Annotated in this window: 10 protein-coding genes; 5 read left to right on the forward strand and 5 right to left on the reverse strand. The window is 49.7% G+C overall.

The features are described from left to right. Entirely contained in the window at positions 1–633 is a 633-nt protein-coding gene (locus JUB14_RS23835) for a response regulator (protein WP_207509360.1), read from the forward strand. Positions 634–699: 66 nt separating this feature from the next. Here JUB14_RS23835 and JUB14_RS23840 read toward each other — a convergent pair whose 3' ends face one another. After that, the gene (locus tag JUB14_RS23840) at positions 700–1,431 is read right to left on the reverse strand and encodes a LytR/AlgR family response regulator transcription factor (protein WP_207509361.1); all 732 of its coding nucleotides are present in this window, start codon (positions 1,429–1,431) and stop codon (positions 700–702) included. Further along, entirely contained in the window at positions 1,400–2,440 is a 1,041-nt protein-coding gene (locus JUB14_RS23845) for a sensor histidine kinase (RefSeq protein WP_207509362.1), read from the reverse strand. Before JUB14_RS23845 ends, JUB14_RS23840 begins: the two co-directional genes overlap by 32 nt. Before the next feature lie 289 nt (positions 2,441–2,729). Between JUB14_RS23845 and JUB14_RS23850 the strand changes: the two genes are divergently transcribed. The 4 genes from JUB14_RS23850 (at position 2,730) to JUB14_RS23865 (ending at position 9,716) form a co-directional block, all read left to right on the forward strand. After that, positions 2,730–3,653: an ABC transporter ATP-binding protein gene (locus tag JUB14_RS23850; RefSeq protein ID WP_207509363.1), complete on the forward strand. Its 924-nt coding sequence runs from the start codon at positions 2,730–2,732 to the stop codon at positions 3,651–3,653. Continuing rightward, the gene (locus JUB14_RS23855) at positions 3,650–7,204 is read left to right on the forward strand and encodes an ABC transporter permease/M1 family aminopeptidase (RefSeq protein WP_207509364.1); all 3,555 of its coding nucleotides are present in this window, start codon (positions 3,650–3,652) and stop codon (positions 7,202–7,204) included. The genes JUB14_RS23850 and JUB14_RS23855 overlap by 4 nt, the downstream gene beginning before the upstream one ends. A gap of 167 nt (positions 7,205–7,371) precedes the next feature. After that, positions 7,372–8,079, forward strand: a complete 708-nt coding sequence (locus JUB14_RS23860) for a 3-keto-disaccharide hydrolase (RefSeq protein WP_207509365.1) — start codon at positions 7,372–7,374, stop codon at positions 8,077–8,079. A 935-nt stretch (positions 8,080–9,014) separates the two neighbouring features. After that, positions 9,015–9,716 carry a beta propeller repeat protein gene (locus JUB14_RS23865; protein ID WP_207509366.1) on the forward strand — a complete coding sequence of 234 codons (702 nt, stop codon included), beginning with the start codon at positions 9,015–9,017 and terminating at the stop codon, positions 9,714–9,716. A 208-nt stretch (positions 9,717–9,924) separates the two neighbouring features. Here JUB14_RS23865 and sov read toward each other — a convergent pair whose 3' ends face one another. The 3 genes from sov to JUB14_RS23880 form a co-directional block, all read right to left on the reverse strand. Then, a complete protein-coding gene (gene sov / locus JUB14_RS23870) occupies positions 9,925–17,034 on the reverse strand; it encodes a T9SS outer membrane translocon Sov/SprA (RefSeq protein WP_229368211.1) in 7,110 nt (2,369 codons plus the stop codon). 169 nt (positions 17,035–17,203) lie between these two features. Next, positions 17,204–17,794: a Holliday junction branch migration protein RuvA gene (gene ruvA, locus JUB14_RS23875; RefSeq protein ID WP_207509368.1), complete on the reverse strand. Its 591-nt coding sequence runs from the start codon at positions 17,792–17,794 to the stop codon at positions 17,204–17,206. 102 nt (positions 17,795–17,896) lie between these two features. Continuing rightward, on the reverse strand, positions 17,897–19,960 hold the full coding sequence (locus tag JUB14_RS23880; RefSeq protein WP_207509369.1) for a LysM peptidoglycan-binding domain-containing protein: 2,064 nt from the start codon (positions 19,958–19,960) through the stop codon (positions 17,897–17,899). Between the last annotated feature and the right edge of the window lie 44 nt (positions 19,961–20,004).

A 20,004-nucleotide genomic window follows, 5' to 3' on the forward strand; every position in this document is an offset into this window, starting at 1 on the left:
ATGATACGTATAGCCATTGCTGATGACCACCTGCTGGTAATAGGCGGCCTCAAGGCCATGCTGGAAAGCGATCCGCAAGTCAGGATACTGTTTGCTGTAACCAACGGCGAGCAGTTGCTAAGCGCCCTGCGGGAGCAGCAGCCCGACGTACTCCTGCTCGACATCCAGATGCCGGGACAAACCGGTATAGAACTATGCAAAGTTATACTGCAGCAGTACCCCGACATCAAAGTAATAGCCCTTACTAACCTGGAAGAAACCCACTACGTAAAGCAAATGATTCGTAATGGTGCCAAAGGCTATCTGCTCAAAAACACCGATCAGCAGAGCCTGTTCAAGGCCATTACTACCGTTCTTGCGGGCGAACAGTTCATTGATCCGCAGATCCAGAAAAACATGATGGAAGAAATGCTGACGGGCCAGAAACGAAACCTGCAGGAAGTACTGCTTACCAAGCGGGAGGAAGAAATACTCGCCATGGTTGCCAAAGAGCACAGCAACCAGGAGATCGCCGATGCACTCTTTATCAGTCTGCGTACCGTACAGACTCACCGCCTGAATATTACCCAGAAGCTTGGCGCTAAGAACACCGCCAGCCTGGTCAACGAAGCTCACAAGAGAGGATTACTGTAGCATCTGCTCATGGGAGCAAAGTACGAGGGCAGGTAGTATATCTTTATACATCCACCCTTCATCAATCTACCCTATATTACCCCTCAACAACCTGAAGAAGCTCTCCTTGTAGGTATCGCTGACGGGTATAGTCTGCTCCGCTATTTTGATCCGGCTTCGCTCTATGTGTTCAATCTTATCAATGGCTACCATATAGGACTTGTGCACGCGGGCAAATTTGTGACTGGGGAGGAGTTCTTCCAGTGCAGCAAAATTCAGCAGGGCAACGATCGTTCCTTTGACGGTATGGATGCGCAGATAATCCTTCATGCCTTCGATGAGCTGGATATCTCTGATCGCCACTTTCTGAATGCGGGTACCTACTTTCAAAAAGATATGTTCGGTTTCCTGCGGCTGCTCTGACGATATATCTTCCTTAACCGGCTGCGGCCTTTGGTTTACACTTTGATAGAGTCGCAGTACTCCTTTATAAAATCTTTCGAATGAAATAGGCTTGAGTAAGTAGTCCTTTACCTCAAGGTCGTAGGCTTTAAGAGCATGTTGTTCATAAGCGGTAGTCAGGATTACCATCGGACGGGGATTCAGCATCGGGATAAAGCTAAGCCCATCCAGGTCCGGCATATTAATATCCAGAAAAAGCAGATCCGGCTTGTCCTTCTCCATCTGGCCGGCAGCCTCTAAGGGACTGCCAAAGGAGCCTTTTAGCTCCAGAAAAGATACCTTGGCTATGTATTCTTCGAGAATTTCTTGTGCCAGTGGCTCGTCATCAACTATATAACACGTTAGCTTGTACTTCATAAACCTGTGTATTGAGACGATTAATTTTCAGAACTACTCTAAATGATCCTTCCGTACTAAGGACATTAAAACTATGCCGATCCGGGTATAGCAGTTGCAGCCTTTTCTGAACATTGGCCAGCCCGATTCCCCCCACTTCCTGAATGGCTCCTGTTTTGTTAGTACCAATGGGATTCTCAATGCTGAAGGTAAGATTGTCCTCTACTACCTCAAGACTTACCTTTATATCTCCGGCAGCCAGTTGCCTGTGGCTGTGTTTGTAAGCATTTTCCAACAGGTGAATAAATAGCAGTGGAGCGACGCGGCAGGAGTCAATGTCACCCGCTATTCTGAAGTCCACTATAGCAGCCGCTTTGTACCTGAGCTGCTGCAGACTGATAAAGTCCTGCAGGTAGTTAATTTCTCTTTGCAGCGCTACCGTGCTGGCATTGGCTTCATAAAGCATATAGCGCATCAGAGAAGATAACCTCATGATCGCATCCGGTGCTAACGGAGAGCCCTTGTAAGAAAGGGTATGGATGTTGTTGAGGGTATTGAATAAAAAATGAGGATTGATTTGAGATTTCAGGTATGACAACTCAGCCTGTATAGCCTGTTTTTCCAGAGCTTCCCGTTTTAGTGTATTGATAAACCAATTCTCAGAGGCTCTTGCTACCCAGCTTAGGAGTAAACCTATAACTACAAAACTGAATAGTGAGGTAAAGTACTGGTCCAGAAACGAGGGCCAATCCAGTATCTCTCTCCCCTGCGCCCAGATGAAAAGTAAGGGGCCTACCAGAAGTATAAGTACCAGACCTGCAATATAAAATCCGAATCTCCTCCTATTCAGATAGCGTGTAAGAATATAGAAGTGGCTGTAAAAAACAGCGCCAAGTACCACCAGTACCTTTACTGACAGGTACCACCAGCCAGGGACTCCTTCGCTCCTCAGAACCCAGCACAGGAACACGAAAAGGAGGAGCCAACCCAGGAGGTGAATAGCTGTAAATACCTTTTTTATACGATTCATATCCACAGTAATTGATCAGTAGTTCATCAAAGCTATCTTACCGGTTTGTCAGCTCCAAAGCTATTCTACCAAACCCGGCTTTTCTTCTATAAAATGGCTACTAGTTTCTACAAGAGGATGGTCTAAGCAAAGGGGCAGGTTGTCGATTTGTTTTCAGTCCTGGCATATCTCTTTTTTTCTTCTTCTCCCACCCCTTTTTCTTCACTACCGGTAAGCTGAACATAAGCCTCAAATAACGTCAGCAGACTAATTTCTTACCTATAAACTACTTAACAACAAGCCTAGCTTTATGGAGCATACTCAGGTACATCTGACGATACGCAATGTATCAAAAACCTACCCTAACGGGGTCAGGGCCCTAAATAATATTTCGCTGGATATACCTCCGGGCATGTATGGTTTGCTAGGTCCGAACGGTGCCGGCAAGTCTACCCTGATGCGTATTCTGGCTACGCTACAGGAGCCGGACGAGGGGCAGATCTTACTCGGTAACGTGGATGTGATAAAACAGAAGGACGAACTGCGCAAAACACTGGGGTACCTGCCTCAGGATTTTGGACTACTGCGTAGCGTCAGTGCGGAGAAGCTACTCGACCATTTTGCAGTACTCAAGGGAATTATACAAAGAGCATCACGCAAAGAGGTAGTAGAGGGACTGCTGAAGCAGGTAAATCTGTGGGATAAGCGGAAACAGAAGCTCGGCGGTTTTTCGGGAGGTATGCGGCAACGCTTTGGGGTAGCGGTGGCCTTATTAGGCAACCCTAAGCTGATGATCGTAGATGAACCCACCGCCGGTCTGGACCCCGCCGAGCGGGTCAGATTCCTGAACCTGCTGAGTGAACTGGGGGAAAACAGCGCTATCATCCTTTCCACCCATATAGTCGAGGATGTATCAGAACTGTGTACCCGTATGGCCATTATCAATAAAGGCGAAATCTTATTAGAAGCACAACCACTGCAGGCCATCAGGGAATTGAATGGAAAAATCTGGCGCCGGTTGATCGAGAAGGCTACTCTACCCGAATTAGAGCGTACCAACAATGTGATTTCGACAAAGCTACTCAGCGGACGTACAATCGTACATACCTACAGCCAGGAAGCCCCGGGGCCGGATTTTGAGCCGGTGGAGCCTGACCTCGAGGATGTATACTTCAGTACAATGGCCGGCTACTACGGTGCTGGTCAGGCAAGCAGAAAGGAGGTGGTACTATGAAATTCTGGGAAGTATACCGGTTTGAGCTCTACTACCAGTTACGCCGTCCTTCTACCTGGATCTATTTCCTGGCGGTTCTGGGACTTGTCTTTCTGGTAATCGATGAGGTAGTTGACTATACACGTACGGTGGGAGGAGCGCTCCTGCATGCGCCCGTTACGGTAGCGAATATTACCGGCTACTCCAACAAGTTTGGACTGCTGCTACTCGCGATGCTGGCGGGGAATGGAGCTATGCGCGACATTCAGGCACGGATGGACCCGCTTATGTATACCACCTCCCTCAGCAAAAGTGTCTACCTGGGAGCCCGCTTTCTGGGTACCTTCACCATTGCCATCGTACTGATGCTCATGGTTGTTCCACTGGACATGACCATTTCCAGCTTTGCTATGAATGCCGAAGCCGAGCTCTATGGGTTGTTCAATCCTGTCTCCTACATTAATTCTGCTCTCTTCCTGACGGTACCCAATGTCTTTGTGGCCACGGCCGTATTGTATGCAATGGTACTACTGAGCCGACAGGCTATGGCTGCTTATCTGGGGGCGTTGCTGATATTCGTACTAAGTACCTTCAACATGGATGTATTGGCCGAAAACTGGGCGCTGGGAAAGCTGGTGGACCCTACGGGCCTAACCGTAGTAGATGAATGGAGACGAGCCCTGACACCCAACCAAATAAATACATCGGTACTCAGACTTGAAGGCTCCTTACTGGCCAACCGGGCTCTCTGGATTTGTATTTCGCTGTTGCTGGGCGTAGTGGCTTATAGCCGCTTTCAGCTTTCCCATCACCTACCGGATAGTTGGTGGAAGCGCAACATTGCCAATAGGTACCTGGTTCCGGTACATACACCTACTGCTCCGGCTAAGGCTGTCACCTTCCTTAGAACCTTTGACTATAAAACCCGGCTGTACCAAACGCGGTCCCTCGCCTATACTTTTTATCAGGAAATCACAAAGAGTCCGGTAGGGCTGGCCATACCCGCGATTGCGGTATATGCGTTCATCCTGATACCTAATATGTCGGAAGGGCCATTGGGTGTTCCTATTTTACCTACTACCCCTCGCATCATCCTTTTCCTGAACAACGCAGCCTTGCAAATCTTTGTGGTGATGCTGATTACGCTACTGGCGGGGCAGCTAATCTGGCGGGAGCGGGACTCCCGGCTGCATGAGATATTTGATGCGGTACCTGTTCCTGACGGTGTACTACTGTGGAGCAAGTACCTATGCCTGGCTTTAGTACTCTTTACCGTTCAGGCGGCCTTACTGGTCGCGTCTATTTCTATTCAACTGGTAGCCGGGTATTATCAATTTGAAATAGGCGAGTACCTGCAGGCACTATTCGGAGTTCAGCTGCTTGACCAACTCCTGTTTGCCGCCGTTGCCATGACTATTCATACCCTGGTCAATCAGAAATACGTCGGGCACCTACTGGTCCTGCTCTTTTACTTATATACCCTGATTGCCCCCCGACTGGGAATTGAGCATAACCTATTCATATTCGGCTCTGATCCGGGTCTGGCTGGTTCCGTTTTTTACGGTCAGGGTTCTTTCCTCTTTCCCTGGCTCCTGTTTAAGCTGTACTGGATTGCTTGGGCCTTACTCTTTATGATGATTACCCAAAAACTGTGGGTCAGGGGCCGCGAGACTACCATCAAATATCGACTCAGACAGTCAGGAAAAGGCCTCATGCAATCTCCGGTACTGATCGGCGCTATAACGTTACTAATGGTTACCGGTACTCTCATCTTCTATAACACCAATATCCTGAATAAATATACCACTGCTGAGGAACGTGTGGAGCAGCAGGTCCTGTATGAGCAGCTCTACGGACGGTACAGAGCCGTACCACAACCACTACTGACGAGTACCCGGCTGCAGGTTGAGTTCTACCCGGACGAACGGATGGCGGTGGTACAGGGAATTTATACTCTTAAAAATGATAGTAGGAAGGCAATTGATTCTATCCACCTGGCTACCGCTCCGGTAGTAGAGACCCGCACCATAAAGTTTAGCCGGGACAACCGGGCTGTGCTGACAGATAAAAAGCTGGGACACCATATCTATGTACTCAACCAGCCACTGCTGCCGGGAGATTCGGTGCAGGTAAGCTATGAAGTAGGATCGATTCCGGAAGGTTTTTCTAATCGCGGTATCACTACTTCGGTCATGAACAACGGCAGCTACTTCAGGAACTCGGAATGGTTGCCAGCCATAGGGTACCAGCCCTTCCGCGAACTCCGTAACGACCGGAAACGAAAAGACTACGACCTGCCCCAACGCCCGGAGTTCCGCCCCCTACACGATGCAGAGTCAATACTGTCCCGAACCGGGCGGGAGCAAATCCAGTTTGAAGCCACGATCGGTACCGCAGCCGATCAGATTGCGGTAGCTCCCGGTACGCTTACAAAAAGCTGGAAACGGGGTGACAGGCAGTACTTTCGCTACGTAGCCGACAGGCCCATCCAGAACATGTTTCATGTTTATTCCGCCCGGTATCAGGTACGTAAGGCGCGCTGGCAGAATGTAGACATCCAGATCTTTCACCATCCGACTAGTGTACTCAACCTGGACAGGATCGAGCGGGGAATAAAAGCTTCGCTGGACTACTATACCCGAACCCTTAGCCCCTACCCCCACCGTCAGTTAAAGTTTGTAGAATATCCTGATCCCGGCACCGGTGGCATATCCTTACCGGGCACGATCGGGTATTCCACCAATTTTGCTTTACTCAATCCGGCTAATGATACCAGAGGGTTTGACCTGCTTTTTGCGGTGGTCGCGCACGAGGTGGCGCACCAGTGGTGGGGGCACCAGCTGGTTCCGGCGGAGGTGGAAGGCTCGGCATTGCTTACGGAAAGCCTGGCGTGGTACAGTGCGCTGGGCGTGGTGGAGCAGGCTCAAGGGCCGGAACAACTTCAAAACTTGCTGGATGCCATGCGTCATGAGTACCTGAATCCCCGCAGCAGGGCCGCCGTTCCTCTCCTCAAAGCACGGGACTCCTTCCAGGCGTATCGTAAAGGGCCTTTTGCTATGTATGCCTTACGCGAATACGTGGGAGAAGAACCCGTAAACCGGGCGCTACGGAACCTGCTGACCAAGTTTAAACCAGGCGTACCTCCCTTTGCTACTTCGCTAGACTTTTATTCAGAGATGAAAGCAGTAACCCCTGATCCGCTCCATTACCTGCTCAAGGATCTCTTTGAAACCAATACGTTTTGGGAACTTGTGGCAAAAGGGGCCACTGCTAAGCCTACTGCTGATGGTGCCTGGCTGGTAACGATGGACTTGCTGGCACACAAGGTACAGGTTGATACAACTGGGGTTGAAACGGAAGTCTCTATGAATGATCTGATAGAGGTAGGGATATGGGGCAAAAGCGGTATGACAAAACCCTTGTACCTAAAGAAGGAAAAGATTCGGTCCGGCATGAACCGGCTCACGATCAAAGTCTCTGAGCAGCCGGAGGAAGTAGGGATTGACCCACGCCACCTGCTGATAGATACCGAGATGTATGACAATAGCAGGCAGGTAGTTATCGAAAAATAATCAGGTTAAGCAAAAAAGGTTGGCTCTTTCTGTTAGTAATTGAAGCCTATTTTGAGGCTCCATGGCTAATCTAAGAAGTATTTCTAGAGCGGCTCTGGCTTCTTAGGTAGTATATGCTCCCTATGGAGTCAACTTTTCTGCTCTAAAAAAATTTCTATTAAAACCTCATGAATAAAGTAGTACTCTTTGCCGCTTCCCTCCTGTTTGTGGTAGCCTGTAACAACACCTCTGAAACTGCTGATCAGGAAGAAGAGAAATGGGAAACCCTATTTGATGGTACCAATACTGATGCTTTACGTGGATACGGTATCGATACATTTCCGGAGGGAGTCTGGTATGTTGAAAATGGCGCCCTGATAGCCAACCCAGATACAGCGAATCGGGATCTGGTTACCAAAAGCAGGTACGAAAACTTCGAACTGGAATACGAATGGGCGGTTGATACGGCCGCTAACTCCGGTATATTTTTCCATGTACAGGAAGACCTGGCAATGGAAGCGGGAAACGGCAATAGTCCTAACTGGCTTGATAACTTCGAAATACAGATTCTGGATGACAAGTACTTCAATGATACCGCCGCCGTCCGGTCGGCCGGGTCACTGTATGACCTGATTGTCCCTACGAATAAGCAACTGAAGCCGATCGGGGAATATAATCAGGCGCGGCTCATCCATAACAACGGCCATGTAGAGCACTGGCTCAACGGAAAAAAAGTCCTGGACTTCGAAAAAGATAGCCCTGAAATGCAGGCCTTACTGACCAGTAGTAAGTTTAAAGAAAACCCGGAATATCACTCGGACAAAGAAGGCCACATCATGTTCCAGCACCATGGACAACGGGTCTATTTCAAAAACATCAGGGTGAGGAAGATCTAAGACTATAACTAAGCTTTTACTTCAACTATAAAAGGCCTCCGTAGCTTACTTGTGTATACAAGACATGTTTCGGAGGCCTTACTGTGTGGGTACCAGAATCAGTAATCCATATTCAGTAGTATAGCCAGCAATACCAGCGGTACATACTACCTGACTTTCTCAACATCGCCCATCAATCTGCTCGTCAGAGCCATATTGTCTTTTATACTACATTGACTAAGTTGCCGCAACCAAACTTAGATTCATGATAGTACCTTTATCCACATCACGTATAGCCCTAGGTATACGCTGACCTATGCTTTTATCCCTACTTCTTCTTAGCCTTTCGATCCCCAGCTATGCCCAAAACTGGCGACCTGACTTCAGAATTCCACTAGGTCCGGAGGCTATCTGGTTGCAGTATTACAATGAATTGAGTCATTTTTGGGCAAAAGGTACTGATGTTGGGACTGTTGATCGCTGCAAAATTCAGGTATCAATGTTTTACTTCCGTGTAAACAGTCAGGGTGAGATTGATAGCATATATACTCAGGGGAATCTTAATAGATCTGCAACCGAAGCGGTATACAAGAACATTTATGAGACTGAGGGGAAATGGGTACTCCCTAAAGACACAAAAAGTACAGACTCATGCTGGTTTATTTACCCCTTCTTTGCTTTTGGTAGTTCACGGTCCTGCTCCGATGAACTACTTGCAGATCGTTATCCACTGTCACTTCTGTACCAGCAACTGTCGGTCCTGAAGAGTACTGAAGACCAGAGGGGAAGAGTACTACTCCACCCCTCTCCTTATTCAATGTTTGCAGAAAAGTAAGTTATCTTCATATAAAATCAGAGGAGAATTATTAATGATTTCATAATGCCTCATTAGAATAACCTGAAGCAGAGACTAGCTAGATTTCACTTCTTTCTTGAATCCATAACTAGTTACTACCATGAAGATTTCTACACTGTCAGGCTTACTGATGCTTTTGCTCGCAGCTTGCGTCGGTCCCCTAGACGATACGATCGTTGCCGAGACCTCTGACTGGTATGTACTTACAGCCCCCGATGCACGTCCTATTGAGGCGGTACACGGTAGCCTGGACGGGACGCTTGTAATCACGACCGGCCCCCGAATATACACAACCAGCGACAGAGGGAAGACCTGGCGCATAGCCAACTACAAGGACAAGGTGGGCCTGTTCGGCTTTATGGAAAAGGGTGATACGCTGATCGTACTTAGCACAAAAAGAACCGAAGGAGCCAATACCATTGCAAACAGAAGCTATGCTATGCTCCCCTCCTTTTACAGCCTTGATCAGGGGGCAAACTGGCTGCCGTATAAGCAACGGTATAATTATGACAGTGTGAAGGTACCTTTGAACCGGGTACTGTCAGGCTCCGGCACGGAGTACGCCATCAACTACAAGGAGGTAAAGTACCAGGATGCTACCTATATAGAAACGGCTGGTATTATCTCCTCTACGGGTAAGGAAATCAACCTTCCCCAGAAACATCAGCTAAGCAGCCTCTACTGTGACAAGCAATCACGACTGTATATATGTGCCTCGGCACCGGTATGTGAGAGTGGAGCCGACCTTACCTACTGTGACGATGCGTACGGAACACTATATATTTCCAAAGAGCCTATGTAGCGTATACAAGAGAATATAAAAGCAAAGGCCGGGTCTGATGGGACCCGGCCTTTTTTCATGATGAGTAGGATGAGCATAGCCCATTGTGGGCATTATCGTACTACCTGGGTACTGGTACTTTATACGGTAACAACAGCTTCCGCCACTGTCTTAAATTCTAATTCTCCACGGTCACTGGTCATTGATAACTGGTCACTGGTCACTGCCCCTACTCCGCCAGATTGAACTTCAGCTGTACCCCTCCTGACGTGGTAGATCGGTAGAACGAATTCGATACCAGCGGATCGTTGAAGGTACGGTCAAAGTAGAACTGCATACTCAGACGGTTATTCACCACATAGTTGACAGTAGGCCTTAGCTGGAAGTTGATGTTTCCGGCAATGGGAATATTCTGTCCGTCAAACTTACGCTGGATGGCCCTCGTATCACGGAACGACATCCCAATTTGTACCGTCAGGTCATTCTTGAGCTTGCGCTTGGCTCCGTTTATCTTAAACGGTATTGGTACGTTATTCTTGGTGAAACCAATGCTTAGCGTCAGATCCTGGTTGAATAGCTCCGCTACCTGCGCGTTCGACAGGTTCAGCGCTACGGTACGGTCACGGTTATAGTCAAGGCGTCCGGTGATGCGGCTTTGCGTCCGGAAGTTGATACCTACCAGCGGCGCGAACTTCTCTGACATCGTAATAGTACTCATCACAAATACCGGCACGTATTGTCCCAGGTAGTTGGTCCGGCTCGACAGTGGATATCCCGTCACCGCCAGATTGACGTACAAGGCTTCGTAGTCGAGTGATGAAGTAAAGTTACCTACACTGTACGTAGATACGTAGTTGTGCGTCAGTGTAAAGGAGCTAAACAGCTTCTTGAATGGCGCCAGCTGCGACAGACCGTTGTAATCAATACGCCAGTTGGGCATCGGGAAGCCCAGGAACGGCGAGATACGTACCGTGTTGGGATCTTTGCCGGTATAGGCCGCAAAGAAGGCCGGAATAAGTACATCCTGCGAGTTCTCGTTGTACTCGCCGTTGCTGCCGTTCTCACGGTTAAGGCGTTCCCGAAGGATCTCACGGTACGCTCTGAACTTATCGAATACAGGTGATGAATTATCACGGTTCATCTTGGTAAAGGCCGTCCGGAATGACATAAACGACATACTGAACTGTCCGTTGCGCACCGCGCTCTGGCTGATAAACTGCCCTCCGGCAAACTCCGGACGATAAAACTCCTGGTAAGCGTCCTGACGGGTCAGGCGGGCCTCGATCTGCATCCGGAAATCCTTGAAAGGCTCCAGGGTCGTTCGCATATTAAAGTTCTTCTGCACAGTCTGCTGGAAGGGCTGGTTTAGTACCGTACTCGGCGTAATCCAGCCATTGTTAGCTGCCTTTACGTGAATACTTCGGTCCTGACTACCCAGCACAAAAGGTAGCCCCGGCGCATTGGCGTTGTCCAGACCGAAGTAGGTAGGCGTGCGCAGGTAGCCGGGCAGGGCGGTAGTTTCCAGTATCGTATAGCTGACATTAATACCCCGCACGGTCATCAGCACCCGTGTGACGTTCTTAAGCACCTGACTACTCCTCTGCTCTACCTCTTCAATATCACCCGGGCTACGGGCGAAGTTCTTACGCGGAGCCGAGGGTGAGTTGGCAAATCGCAGGTACTTGAGCTTGTTGTAAAGCGCAACAAAATCAACCCGGCCGGTAATACCCCGTTCGCGGCTGTTGCGGATGATATTACCAAAAGGAGTACCGAGTGAGTCGGTAAGGCCCAGGGCATTAGCCTGGAACTGGTACGCGATGGTATGGTTGTAGTCAGCGGCCATCCAGTCGGTCAGCGGCAGTTTATCAAGCGGCAGGCGGTAAGTCAGTCGTATCCGCTGGTCAAAGTTCTTGAGCCGCCCGAGCGTCTTGAAGTTATTCCAGAGCGAGTCCTGCTTCAGCTCGGTATTAATATCTCCGCGTGGCTCATCCACAATGGCATTGGCTACGGTATTGTACGTTAGGATGATGTTACGGGTCAGGTTCCAGGTTACATCGTAGTAGCGGTTGAACCAGAAGTACTTCTCAAACATAGGTTCAATACCGGCCGTAGTAAGTTCCGAATTGCGAAGCTGGGTTTTGGTAAAGCTTCGGTCAATATCACTCCGTATAGCCACTGAGGTAGGCAGCGGAGTGAAGTTGAACTCCTTGAGGAAGCCGAGGTACCGGCTATTGGTCTCCCACTTCCGGAAAGGCTCGATGGCTTTAGGCTGGCTGGCGTACGAATAGGCTACTCCCGCCCGGTACATCCGCTGCGAGTACATCTCCGTCAGGATGTTGGTACGGGTCAGGTCGCTGTACGCGTAGGTAAATGACAGGTTCTCAAAGTCATAAAAACGACTCTTGGCTCCAGGTGCGGTTTTCACCTTACGTACATTGGATAGGTTGATCCCTCTGCGTACGGTATTATCTTCGACAAGCCGGCGGTAGCGCTCTCTCGCCCCGGAGTTATCCAGATTATCCAGCGTCGTAGACAGAGGCATATCCGGATCAAGCGGGTTAAAGTGCGGAGCAATACGGCGACTGTCGTAGTTGACGTACATAGGTATGCTGAAGCCCCACTGCTGCGGCAACAGCTTATCCAGGGCTATGTTGGACGAAATACCAAACTCGGTAGTAGTTGCTCTTGAACGCTCACCAATCTTCTGCTGTACGTTACCAAAGCCAAAGGTTTCGATACGTCCGGATGCCGTTACGGTAGCGAAGTCGGCCAGCTTAGCGTTTAGCTGCGCGATGGCAGCCTGCCCGGCTGTCTGGTCGTAGCCTTCTACGTGCATCTCATTCACCCAGATACAGTAATCTTTGGAGCGTTCGTCCGGAGTCTTAGGGTTTCGCATCCCGATCATGATCACCCGCACGGCGCTCAGGTCAGGGTTACCTACTACCGTTACTTTATAGCGGCCGTCGGTGGTCGTGATCGTATAGGGGAGCGAGATGGCCCGGTTGCTGGCTTTATTACGCTCCGACTTCGCCCGGATCAGTTCTTCAAAAGCAATATCCAGTTCATTTTCCAGCGGCCATACGGCTTCCGGCTGGCCTACATTCTCAGGGGTAGCCTGCAGATTGGAGACCTCTATCTCGTAGTAGTTCTGTGTGTTATCAGTACCCAAGCGCAGGAAGGCACTTACCTGGCCCCCCTCGTTGTCATTATTGTGCATGTGAATGTACATGCGCAGACGCTTACGGAACTGCAGGTCCAGGTTTACATTCTTAAATACTGCCCGTGAGTCGCCGTCGCGAAGCTCAGTGACACAAAGGCTCATGGCCTGCTCATTGAGCTGGAAATTGCCTTGTGGCTGCGTAAAGTCCTGGTCGCGTTGCCAGCCCGGAGGTACGGCGTAGAGGTACTTCTTCTCGGCATTATTAGCCTGGCTATTTTCCTCAATACTTACGGTACCTACGGTAAACTTCGCATCGTACGGCTCAGGTACCTCCTGCAGCCCGGGAGCATCCAGATCAGACGTATACTTACGGTACTGCTGACCTACCATCTGCAGCTGAGCAAAACGCAGTACCACCGGCTGCTCAAACTCCGTCAGGTACATCCTCACAAAACGTATAGACTTAAAGCCATTGATATTACCAAACTTACGGGTAAACTCCTTCACCGGTACCCGGAACAGGTACCAGTTGGCCCCGTCAGCTACTGTCTTATCTACGATAAAACCCTTGCCAATATCGAGTCCACCCGGCTTTAGATCAACTTCATATTCGTAGAAGGCCTCGTTGTCATTGATGGTATTATCAATATTAAGGTCTTCCGCATCGGGTATATTGGTAGCGGCAGGCGTTACATCTTCAGCCCGGTTGTTGCTTTCGGGCGAGTTGCCTTCCATACCACTGTAGTACTTGTAGCGCTCCAGAATCTTCCTATCCTGCGCATCCAGCTCCTCACCCAGATAAAACTGGAAGTCGTCACCGGAAGGGTCCGCCAGGATACGATCCCGGGCTTCGGCGGTAAGATTAGCAGGCAGACGGTCTAGGAAGCGCTCCCGGAAGTAGCGACGCTCTTCCGCATTACTCAACCCATCCAGACCTACATCCTGCTTCTCACGGGCACCCGGCTCGTTGCTGAACGCATTGATCAGATACTGCTGCCTGGTAACGATACCCCAGGCCGTAGAGTCTACCTGTGTACCGGCACGGGTATCACTGATAGGCAACCCATTCTCAAAGTTGTAGCGCCCATCCGGAATAACATCTTCCGAAACATCTCCCAGGTTAAAGACCAGCTTACCACCCGTGTTATTGTTCTGGTTCAGGAATCCATCCCGCACAATGCCATTTTTGCCCTCCATAAAAGGGTCCATCATCCAGAACTCAATGTTCTCGATATTGGCATTATCAAAATCTATATCCGAGGTAATAGCCCGGCTGATGGCTCCAAAGTTACGCTTGGCTTCTTTGAGCCGACCGTTAGGGTCCAGGTCCGGATTGTAGTTGTACATCCCGCGCTCGCTGGGGTAGTACGCTATATCTAAGATTGACTGCGGCAGGTTGAGCGGGGGGACCGAACGTCCCGGAAAGAGGTCCTGTGGACGGAACAGCTTTTCGTAGTAGTTATCTAAATCTTCCGGAGTAATATTGGTCGGACGCTGCCGTCCTAACCCAAAACCATTGGTACCAAAGATATTATCAACGGTATAGGCCGATATCCGGGCCCGACGGTACCCATACTCGAGTGGACTGGTAGGTGTACCCTGCGGGAACTGCGGTGGCGTAGCTCCCAGGCGCCAGCGGGTAGGCTGGCGGGTCAGGTCATAAATAGTACGTGCTGCCTCAAAGTCATCAACCAGTGAGCGGTTATTGACCCGTGGAGATACTCCGGGAAATAGCTGTGCCACTTCACCCCTAAACTGGATATTGGATATTTCCTTGGTCTGCAGCAGGGGCAGCTTATCGAGCAACTTGGTCAGGAAGGGTGATTCCTTACGGATATTGGCATCAAACCCAACTATAGTATTATTAGTAGGTTCATTACCAATCGCTACCCGTGTCAGGAACCCGGCGGGGGTTTCGCGGTGGCGCATGGCCGTCATACCCAGGCTGATGTCGTTGTTTACTACATAATCCATCCGGGTACCCAACAGGGTCCGGATCTGGTTATTGAACATATCAGGACGCTCAAACTCGATCACGATCTCACGGCCCGAGTTGAGTACACTGGGATTCACCAGACGTACCCGCCCGATCTGTGCCTCTACGACAAAATCCTGCCCGGGCGAAAGTGACACGCCTCCCGCCGTTACGGTTACCGACTCTTCGGATACACCAAATGGCAGCTGTACATCAGTACCTCCGGCCGACTGGTAAGCCCCTTTGAGGTAGTACTTGTTCTTTTCGTTGATCTGCTGCGCATCAATCATGGTAGTGTTGTAGAGCTCCTGAAACACGTACTTGTCTTTCAGAGTCTCTTCATCCGGACCAAAGTACTGCGCCAGGTTAGAGCCAAACGGCTCCAGCACCGGGAAGAATATACGCCCCGTGCGAGGGTCGATGGTCACTCCCTCTACGTAGTCAAAGTTACCGTCCGGCTGCAGGTCGTTGACGGGGTTCAGCCGGTCCAGTCCTACCAGACGAAGCAGTGGCCGATTCTGCAGGAGCCGTCCTTCCTGCAGATTAGGATTATCTATACCGGTGAGGTCATCTTTGTAGATAATACGCAACTGGAAGTTCTGCCGGTCTATCTGGTTAGTACCTAACGCGTATACGTTCTTCATCATCAGGTCCCACATCGGCAGCTGTGTGTTGTTACGGATGGTTGATGATTTGAGTAGTTTCAAAGCAATCACTTCATCATCCTGACGATTCTGATAATCTTCGGTAAGTTCACCTACCTTATAGGTCCGGCCATTGAGGGTATACTCGTAGGCGACGGCCAGTACCTCATCATTGCGCAGCGGTACCGTCAGAGAGATATAGCCCAACTGGGGGTGAAACTTGTACTCCCGGTCCAGGATCAGCTTCTTGGCACCTCGTAGTACTTCAAAATCTATGCTTTTCTGCAGTCCCAGCCGGTTGGTCAGCTCGAAGGTAGTCTGGTCGACCTGCCGGAAGGCTTCTGTATTGGTCAGATTGGGATATAATCCATTAGCCTGGTTATCAGCGGGCAGGCGAGGATTAACGGGCTGAAGGTTAGGATTGGCAGCGTTGTGGGGACGCGGCTCGGCCAGATCAGCAAAACCGGCAATGTTCCGCAAGGACTCGGTAGTAGTAGTCCGGTTGGTAACGTATACTTCCAGACGTGTAATGGTCACTCCGGAGGTGATCATCGGCAGGTTCTTGAGGGCGCCTTCGTAGTTATTACGGAAGTACTGCGACAGGAAGAAATGCCGGTTTTCGTCGTAGTTATCTACCCTGATCTCGAAGTCTTTTGTTTGGGCTCCTCCGCGTAATACAATACGTTCCTTACGGGAGCGCTGCTGCGACGCCACCACCGTAGCCCGCAGGCGTCCCAGTTGCAACTCTGTCTTCAGACCAAACAGGTTTTGCACCCCAGGTATCAGCTGACTATTCAGCGGCCAGCTGATATTACCGGCTTCGAGCCGGCGAACCAGACTTTCTTCGGGGGCTTTATAGTTGAGTCTGAGGGCATTTTCAAAATTAAAGCTGGCCTTGGTATCGAAGTTCGTCAGGAACCCCATCCGATCGCCCAGCTTTGCATTAAAGTTTATATTGATCTGCTCATTGAAGATAAAGTTGGTATTGCGCCGCTGCCTCACCGGTACCGCCGGATTATCAATGAACTGGTGCATGACACCAAAGTCAAGCGCGACAAACCCATTCGGGCGGAAGTCCATCAAATCGCTCCCGAACAGCTTATCCAGGGCTGGAGGCAGATCCAGCTTGGGTAGTACTCCTCTCCCCCCCATGGCACTTTTGCCATCCTGACGGGCAGCATATTCCCGCATCAGGCTCTGCATCACACGTCGGTTCTGCAGCTCATTGTAGGAGCGCAGATCCATACTCTCGGCGGGTCGGTAATCAAGGGAGCCCGTTGGTGTTTTTACCTCTTCGGATACTACCACTCGTCCGGTTGTATCCAACCTGATATCTGTACGTACGTTTGGAGGTTCTTTCAGGTAGAAAGGAGAACGGGGACGCGGCTCAGCGAATCGGTTACGGTAGTAGTCCTGCCAGCGTAGTATAGTCTGACGGCCCGAACGCTTCAGGGAATCTCCGGCTGGATCATCTTCCAGAGTATCTTTCCAGTACGTCACAAACTGACTATCGGGATCCTTGACAGGTACATAGTCAGTTGAAGCTGTTGCCAATAGCAACGCTCCAGCCGATACGGTTACTGACCGGAAAATTAGTTGGTAAATTGTTCCTGACAAAGCCTATCACACTTAATTGAGGGGGCGGTTTTACTAACCTTGCTTATGCTAAGACACAACGGCTAAAACCTTGCCAATATTCTATGTACAAGTATTTTTTTCGGTGAAGTGCCTAGCGAAGAGCCAGCTTGATCAACTGCTCTACCGTGATGTCGTCTCCTTCTCGTTTTAGAATAGTATCAATACTTTTCTCGGCAGTAGGCTTAGGTATACCGAGCGTCACCAGAGCGGCCAGAGCTTCATTGCGTACCTGATTACCTGAGGCACCTCCCATAAGTGGTACCGGTGCAGTCAGAGACTCTTTTCTCATTTTGTCTTTCAGCTCCAGAATAACCCGTTGGGCGGTTTTGGCACCAATCCCTTTGATTGACTGTACCACCCGCACATCTTCATTCGCGATAGCGTGACGTATCTCGGAGGAGGATAGCGAAGAGAGCATCACCAGGGCGGTTGAAGGCCCCACTCCCGATACCCCAACCAGATCCAGGAACAAGTGTTTCTCGTCCGGCTCAGCAAAGCCGAACAGTACGTGTGCATCTTCCCGGATACTGAGATAAGTAAACAACTTGCATCGCATGCCAGGCTCGGGCAAAGCGCCGAAAGTCTGCAGCGAGATCTTCACTTCGTATCCAACTCCCTGAGTATCAACAATAGCGTAAGCCGGATCTTTGTGAGCAAGTTTTCCTTCAACGTAGGCAATCATGGTATGGGGGGTTTTTCGATGCAAGATAGCTACTAAAGCAATCACCCACAAAACCTTCGCAAAAGGTTGTGTGGGTGAGGCTTGATTCCGGTCTTATTGAAATTAGGTATTGATAATCAGCTTTTGACCAGGCTTGAGTGAGTTGCCCCGGATATTGTTGGCTTTCTTGATCTGGTCGATGGTCAGGCCATACTGCTGAGAGAGATTCCACAGGGTATCGCCGTTCTGTACCGTATGATAACGCAGCTTGATAGCTTTCTGAGCTTTGGTACCTTTCTCTTTGGCAGCAGCAACGGTAGCTACCTCAGATCCCTCACCATAGATTACCAGTTTCTGCCCACGCTGAATGCTGCTACTTCTTAGTCGATTCCATTCTTTCAGATCGCTAACCTCTACATTGTAGCGTTTTGCAATAGTGAAGAGATTATCTCCAGATTTTACCTGATGCGTGGTTTTACGATTTTTGGCTACAGCAGAAGTACTCTGAGCACTAGCTACCACTTCCGACTCTTCATCTTCCACTTCATCAGCAGATACCTGTGCTTCTTTACCTGGCTTAGCAGGAGCAGATGTATTGGAAGCTACCAGTGTAGCTTTTGCCGGCGCTTTCACAATATCTTCCTTATAGATCACCAGCTTCTGTCCACGCTGAATAGAGCTTCTTGATAAGCGGTTCCACTCTTTTACGTCGCTCACATCCACCTTATACCGCTTCGCAATAGCTATCAGGTTATCTCCCGATTTTACAACATGCGTCAGCTTACGCTTCTGAATAGTTGTAGTAGTTTTAGGAGCCAGGGCTTCTTCTACTTCTTCTTCCTGTACATCAGTATTGGCTGCAAGAGCTTCTTCACTTACCTGAGTAGTCGTAGTTGTAACACTGGTTGTAGCGGCAGGTGTCTTTGTAGACGCCAGCACAACCTTAACAGGTGTCTTCACCGCTACTTCACGGTACACAACCAGTTTCTGTCCACGCAGGATAGTACTCTTACGAAGGCGATTCCATCCCTTTATGTCCTGTACATCCACATCATAGCGATTAGCAATCGAATTCAGGTTTTCACCCCGCTTTACGATGTGTGTCATCTTGCGCTTCTGATAGGTCACAGTACCTTCCTCGACGGATGTTTCATTTGAAGCCAACATTACACCAGCAGGTAACTGGAGCCGACTACGGCACGAGTCCATAATCGCCGACCGGTTGGTATGGAAGTACGCGTATTTTTCAGCCGGTACTTTGAGGATGAAGTTTCGGAGATGACCCGGTATTTCGGTACCTATAATCGAAGGATTCAGCTTAACGATCTCCTCCATGCTTACCCCACTGAAGTAGGCAAACTTGGTAAGATCCAGATGACCGTTGATATGCAGCGTATCAAATGCCATGGGGAACTCAGGATTAACAGGCACAATACCGTGGTCCTGGCCGTAATGCATCATGTAGGTAATGGCTACGTACTGAGGCACATAAGAGCGGGTTTGCTGCGGAAGTGCACCGTAGATGGTCCAGAAGGAGTCACCACCCGAGCGGCGCATCGCACGCCTAACGTTACCGGGACCGGTATTATACGAAGCAAGCGCCATTTCCCAGTCACCAAAAATACGGTACAACTGACGCAGGTACTTACAGGCGGCTTCGGTAGACTTTACAGGGTCAAAGCGTTCGTCAATATTCTTATCCTGATACAGGCCAAATTCACGACCTGTAGCGGGCATAAACTGCCAAAGGCCTCCCGCACTGGCATACGATATGATCCGTGGATTCAGGCCGGACTCAATCATTGACAGGTACTTAAGCTCGGTTGGCAGATTGTATTTCTTCAGATATTGCTCAAACAGGGGCAGGTACAGAGGCGAGTGCTCCATCATGCGCCGGGTAAAATGCGGCTTTGTATAGATAAAGTATTCTACAAATTCGTGGGAAGCTTTATGATAAACTAGCGGTATTTCTCTCTGGAGTTTAGCGAAGCGCTCGCGCAGGAGGTCTCCCGGGATAGCGGGCCTGTCGCCGATTTCTTCCACGTCCAGCGTATTGATTTCATCAAGAACACCAATCGTATCTGGCTCAAATTCTAACTCTTCTTGTTGGGGTCTTGCCTGCGTAGGAACATTCCACAAGCCCACCGTAATGGCTGAGAGCCATAGTACTCGCTTAAAGATTTGCATCAGTGTAGAGGTTACGGATGAGTTTTGGTTACTAGTTTATGAAA

Origin of the sequence: Telluribacter humicola (genome assembly GCF_017355935.1) — a bacterium.
Classification (GTDB): domain Bacteria; phylum Bacteroidota; class Bacteroidia; order Cytophagales; family Spirosomataceae; genus Telluribacter; species Telluribacter humicola.

Coding starts and splice junctions, on each gene's coding strand:
- JUB14_RS23835 (WP_207509360.1), top strand. CDS start 1: ATGATACGTATAGCCATTGCTGATGACCACCTGCTGGTAATAGGCGGC.
- JUB14_RS23840 (WP_207509361.1), bottom strand. CDS start 1,431: ATGAAGTACAAGCTAACGTGTTATATAGTTGATGACGAGCCACTGGCA.
- JUB14_RS23845 (WP_207509362.1), bottom strand. CDS start 2,440: ATGAATCGTATAAAAAAGGTATTTACAGCTATTCACCTCCTGGGTTGG.
- JUB14_RS23850 (WP_207509363.1), top strand. CDS start 2,730: ATGGAGCATACTCAGGTACATCTGACGATACGCAATGTATCAAAAACC.
- JUB14_RS23855 (WP_207509364.1), top strand. CDS start 3,650: ATGAAATTCTGGGAAGTATACCGGTTTGAGCTCTACTACCAGTTACGC.
- JUB14_RS23860 (WP_207509365.1), top strand. CDS start 7,372: ATGAATAAAGTAGTACTCTTTGCCGCTTCCCTCCTGTTTGTGGTAGCC.
- JUB14_RS23865 (WP_207509366.1), top strand. CDS start 9,015: ATGAAGATTTCTACACTGTCAGGCTTACTGATGCTTTTGCTCGCAGCT.
- ruvA (WP_207509368.1), bottom strand. CDS start 17,794: ATGATTGCCTACGTTGAAGGAAAACTTGCTCACAAAGATCCGGCTTAC.
- JUB14_RS23880 (WP_207509369.1), bottom strand. CDS start 19,960: ATGCAAATCTTTAAGCGAGTACTATGGCTCTCAGCCATTACGGTGGGC.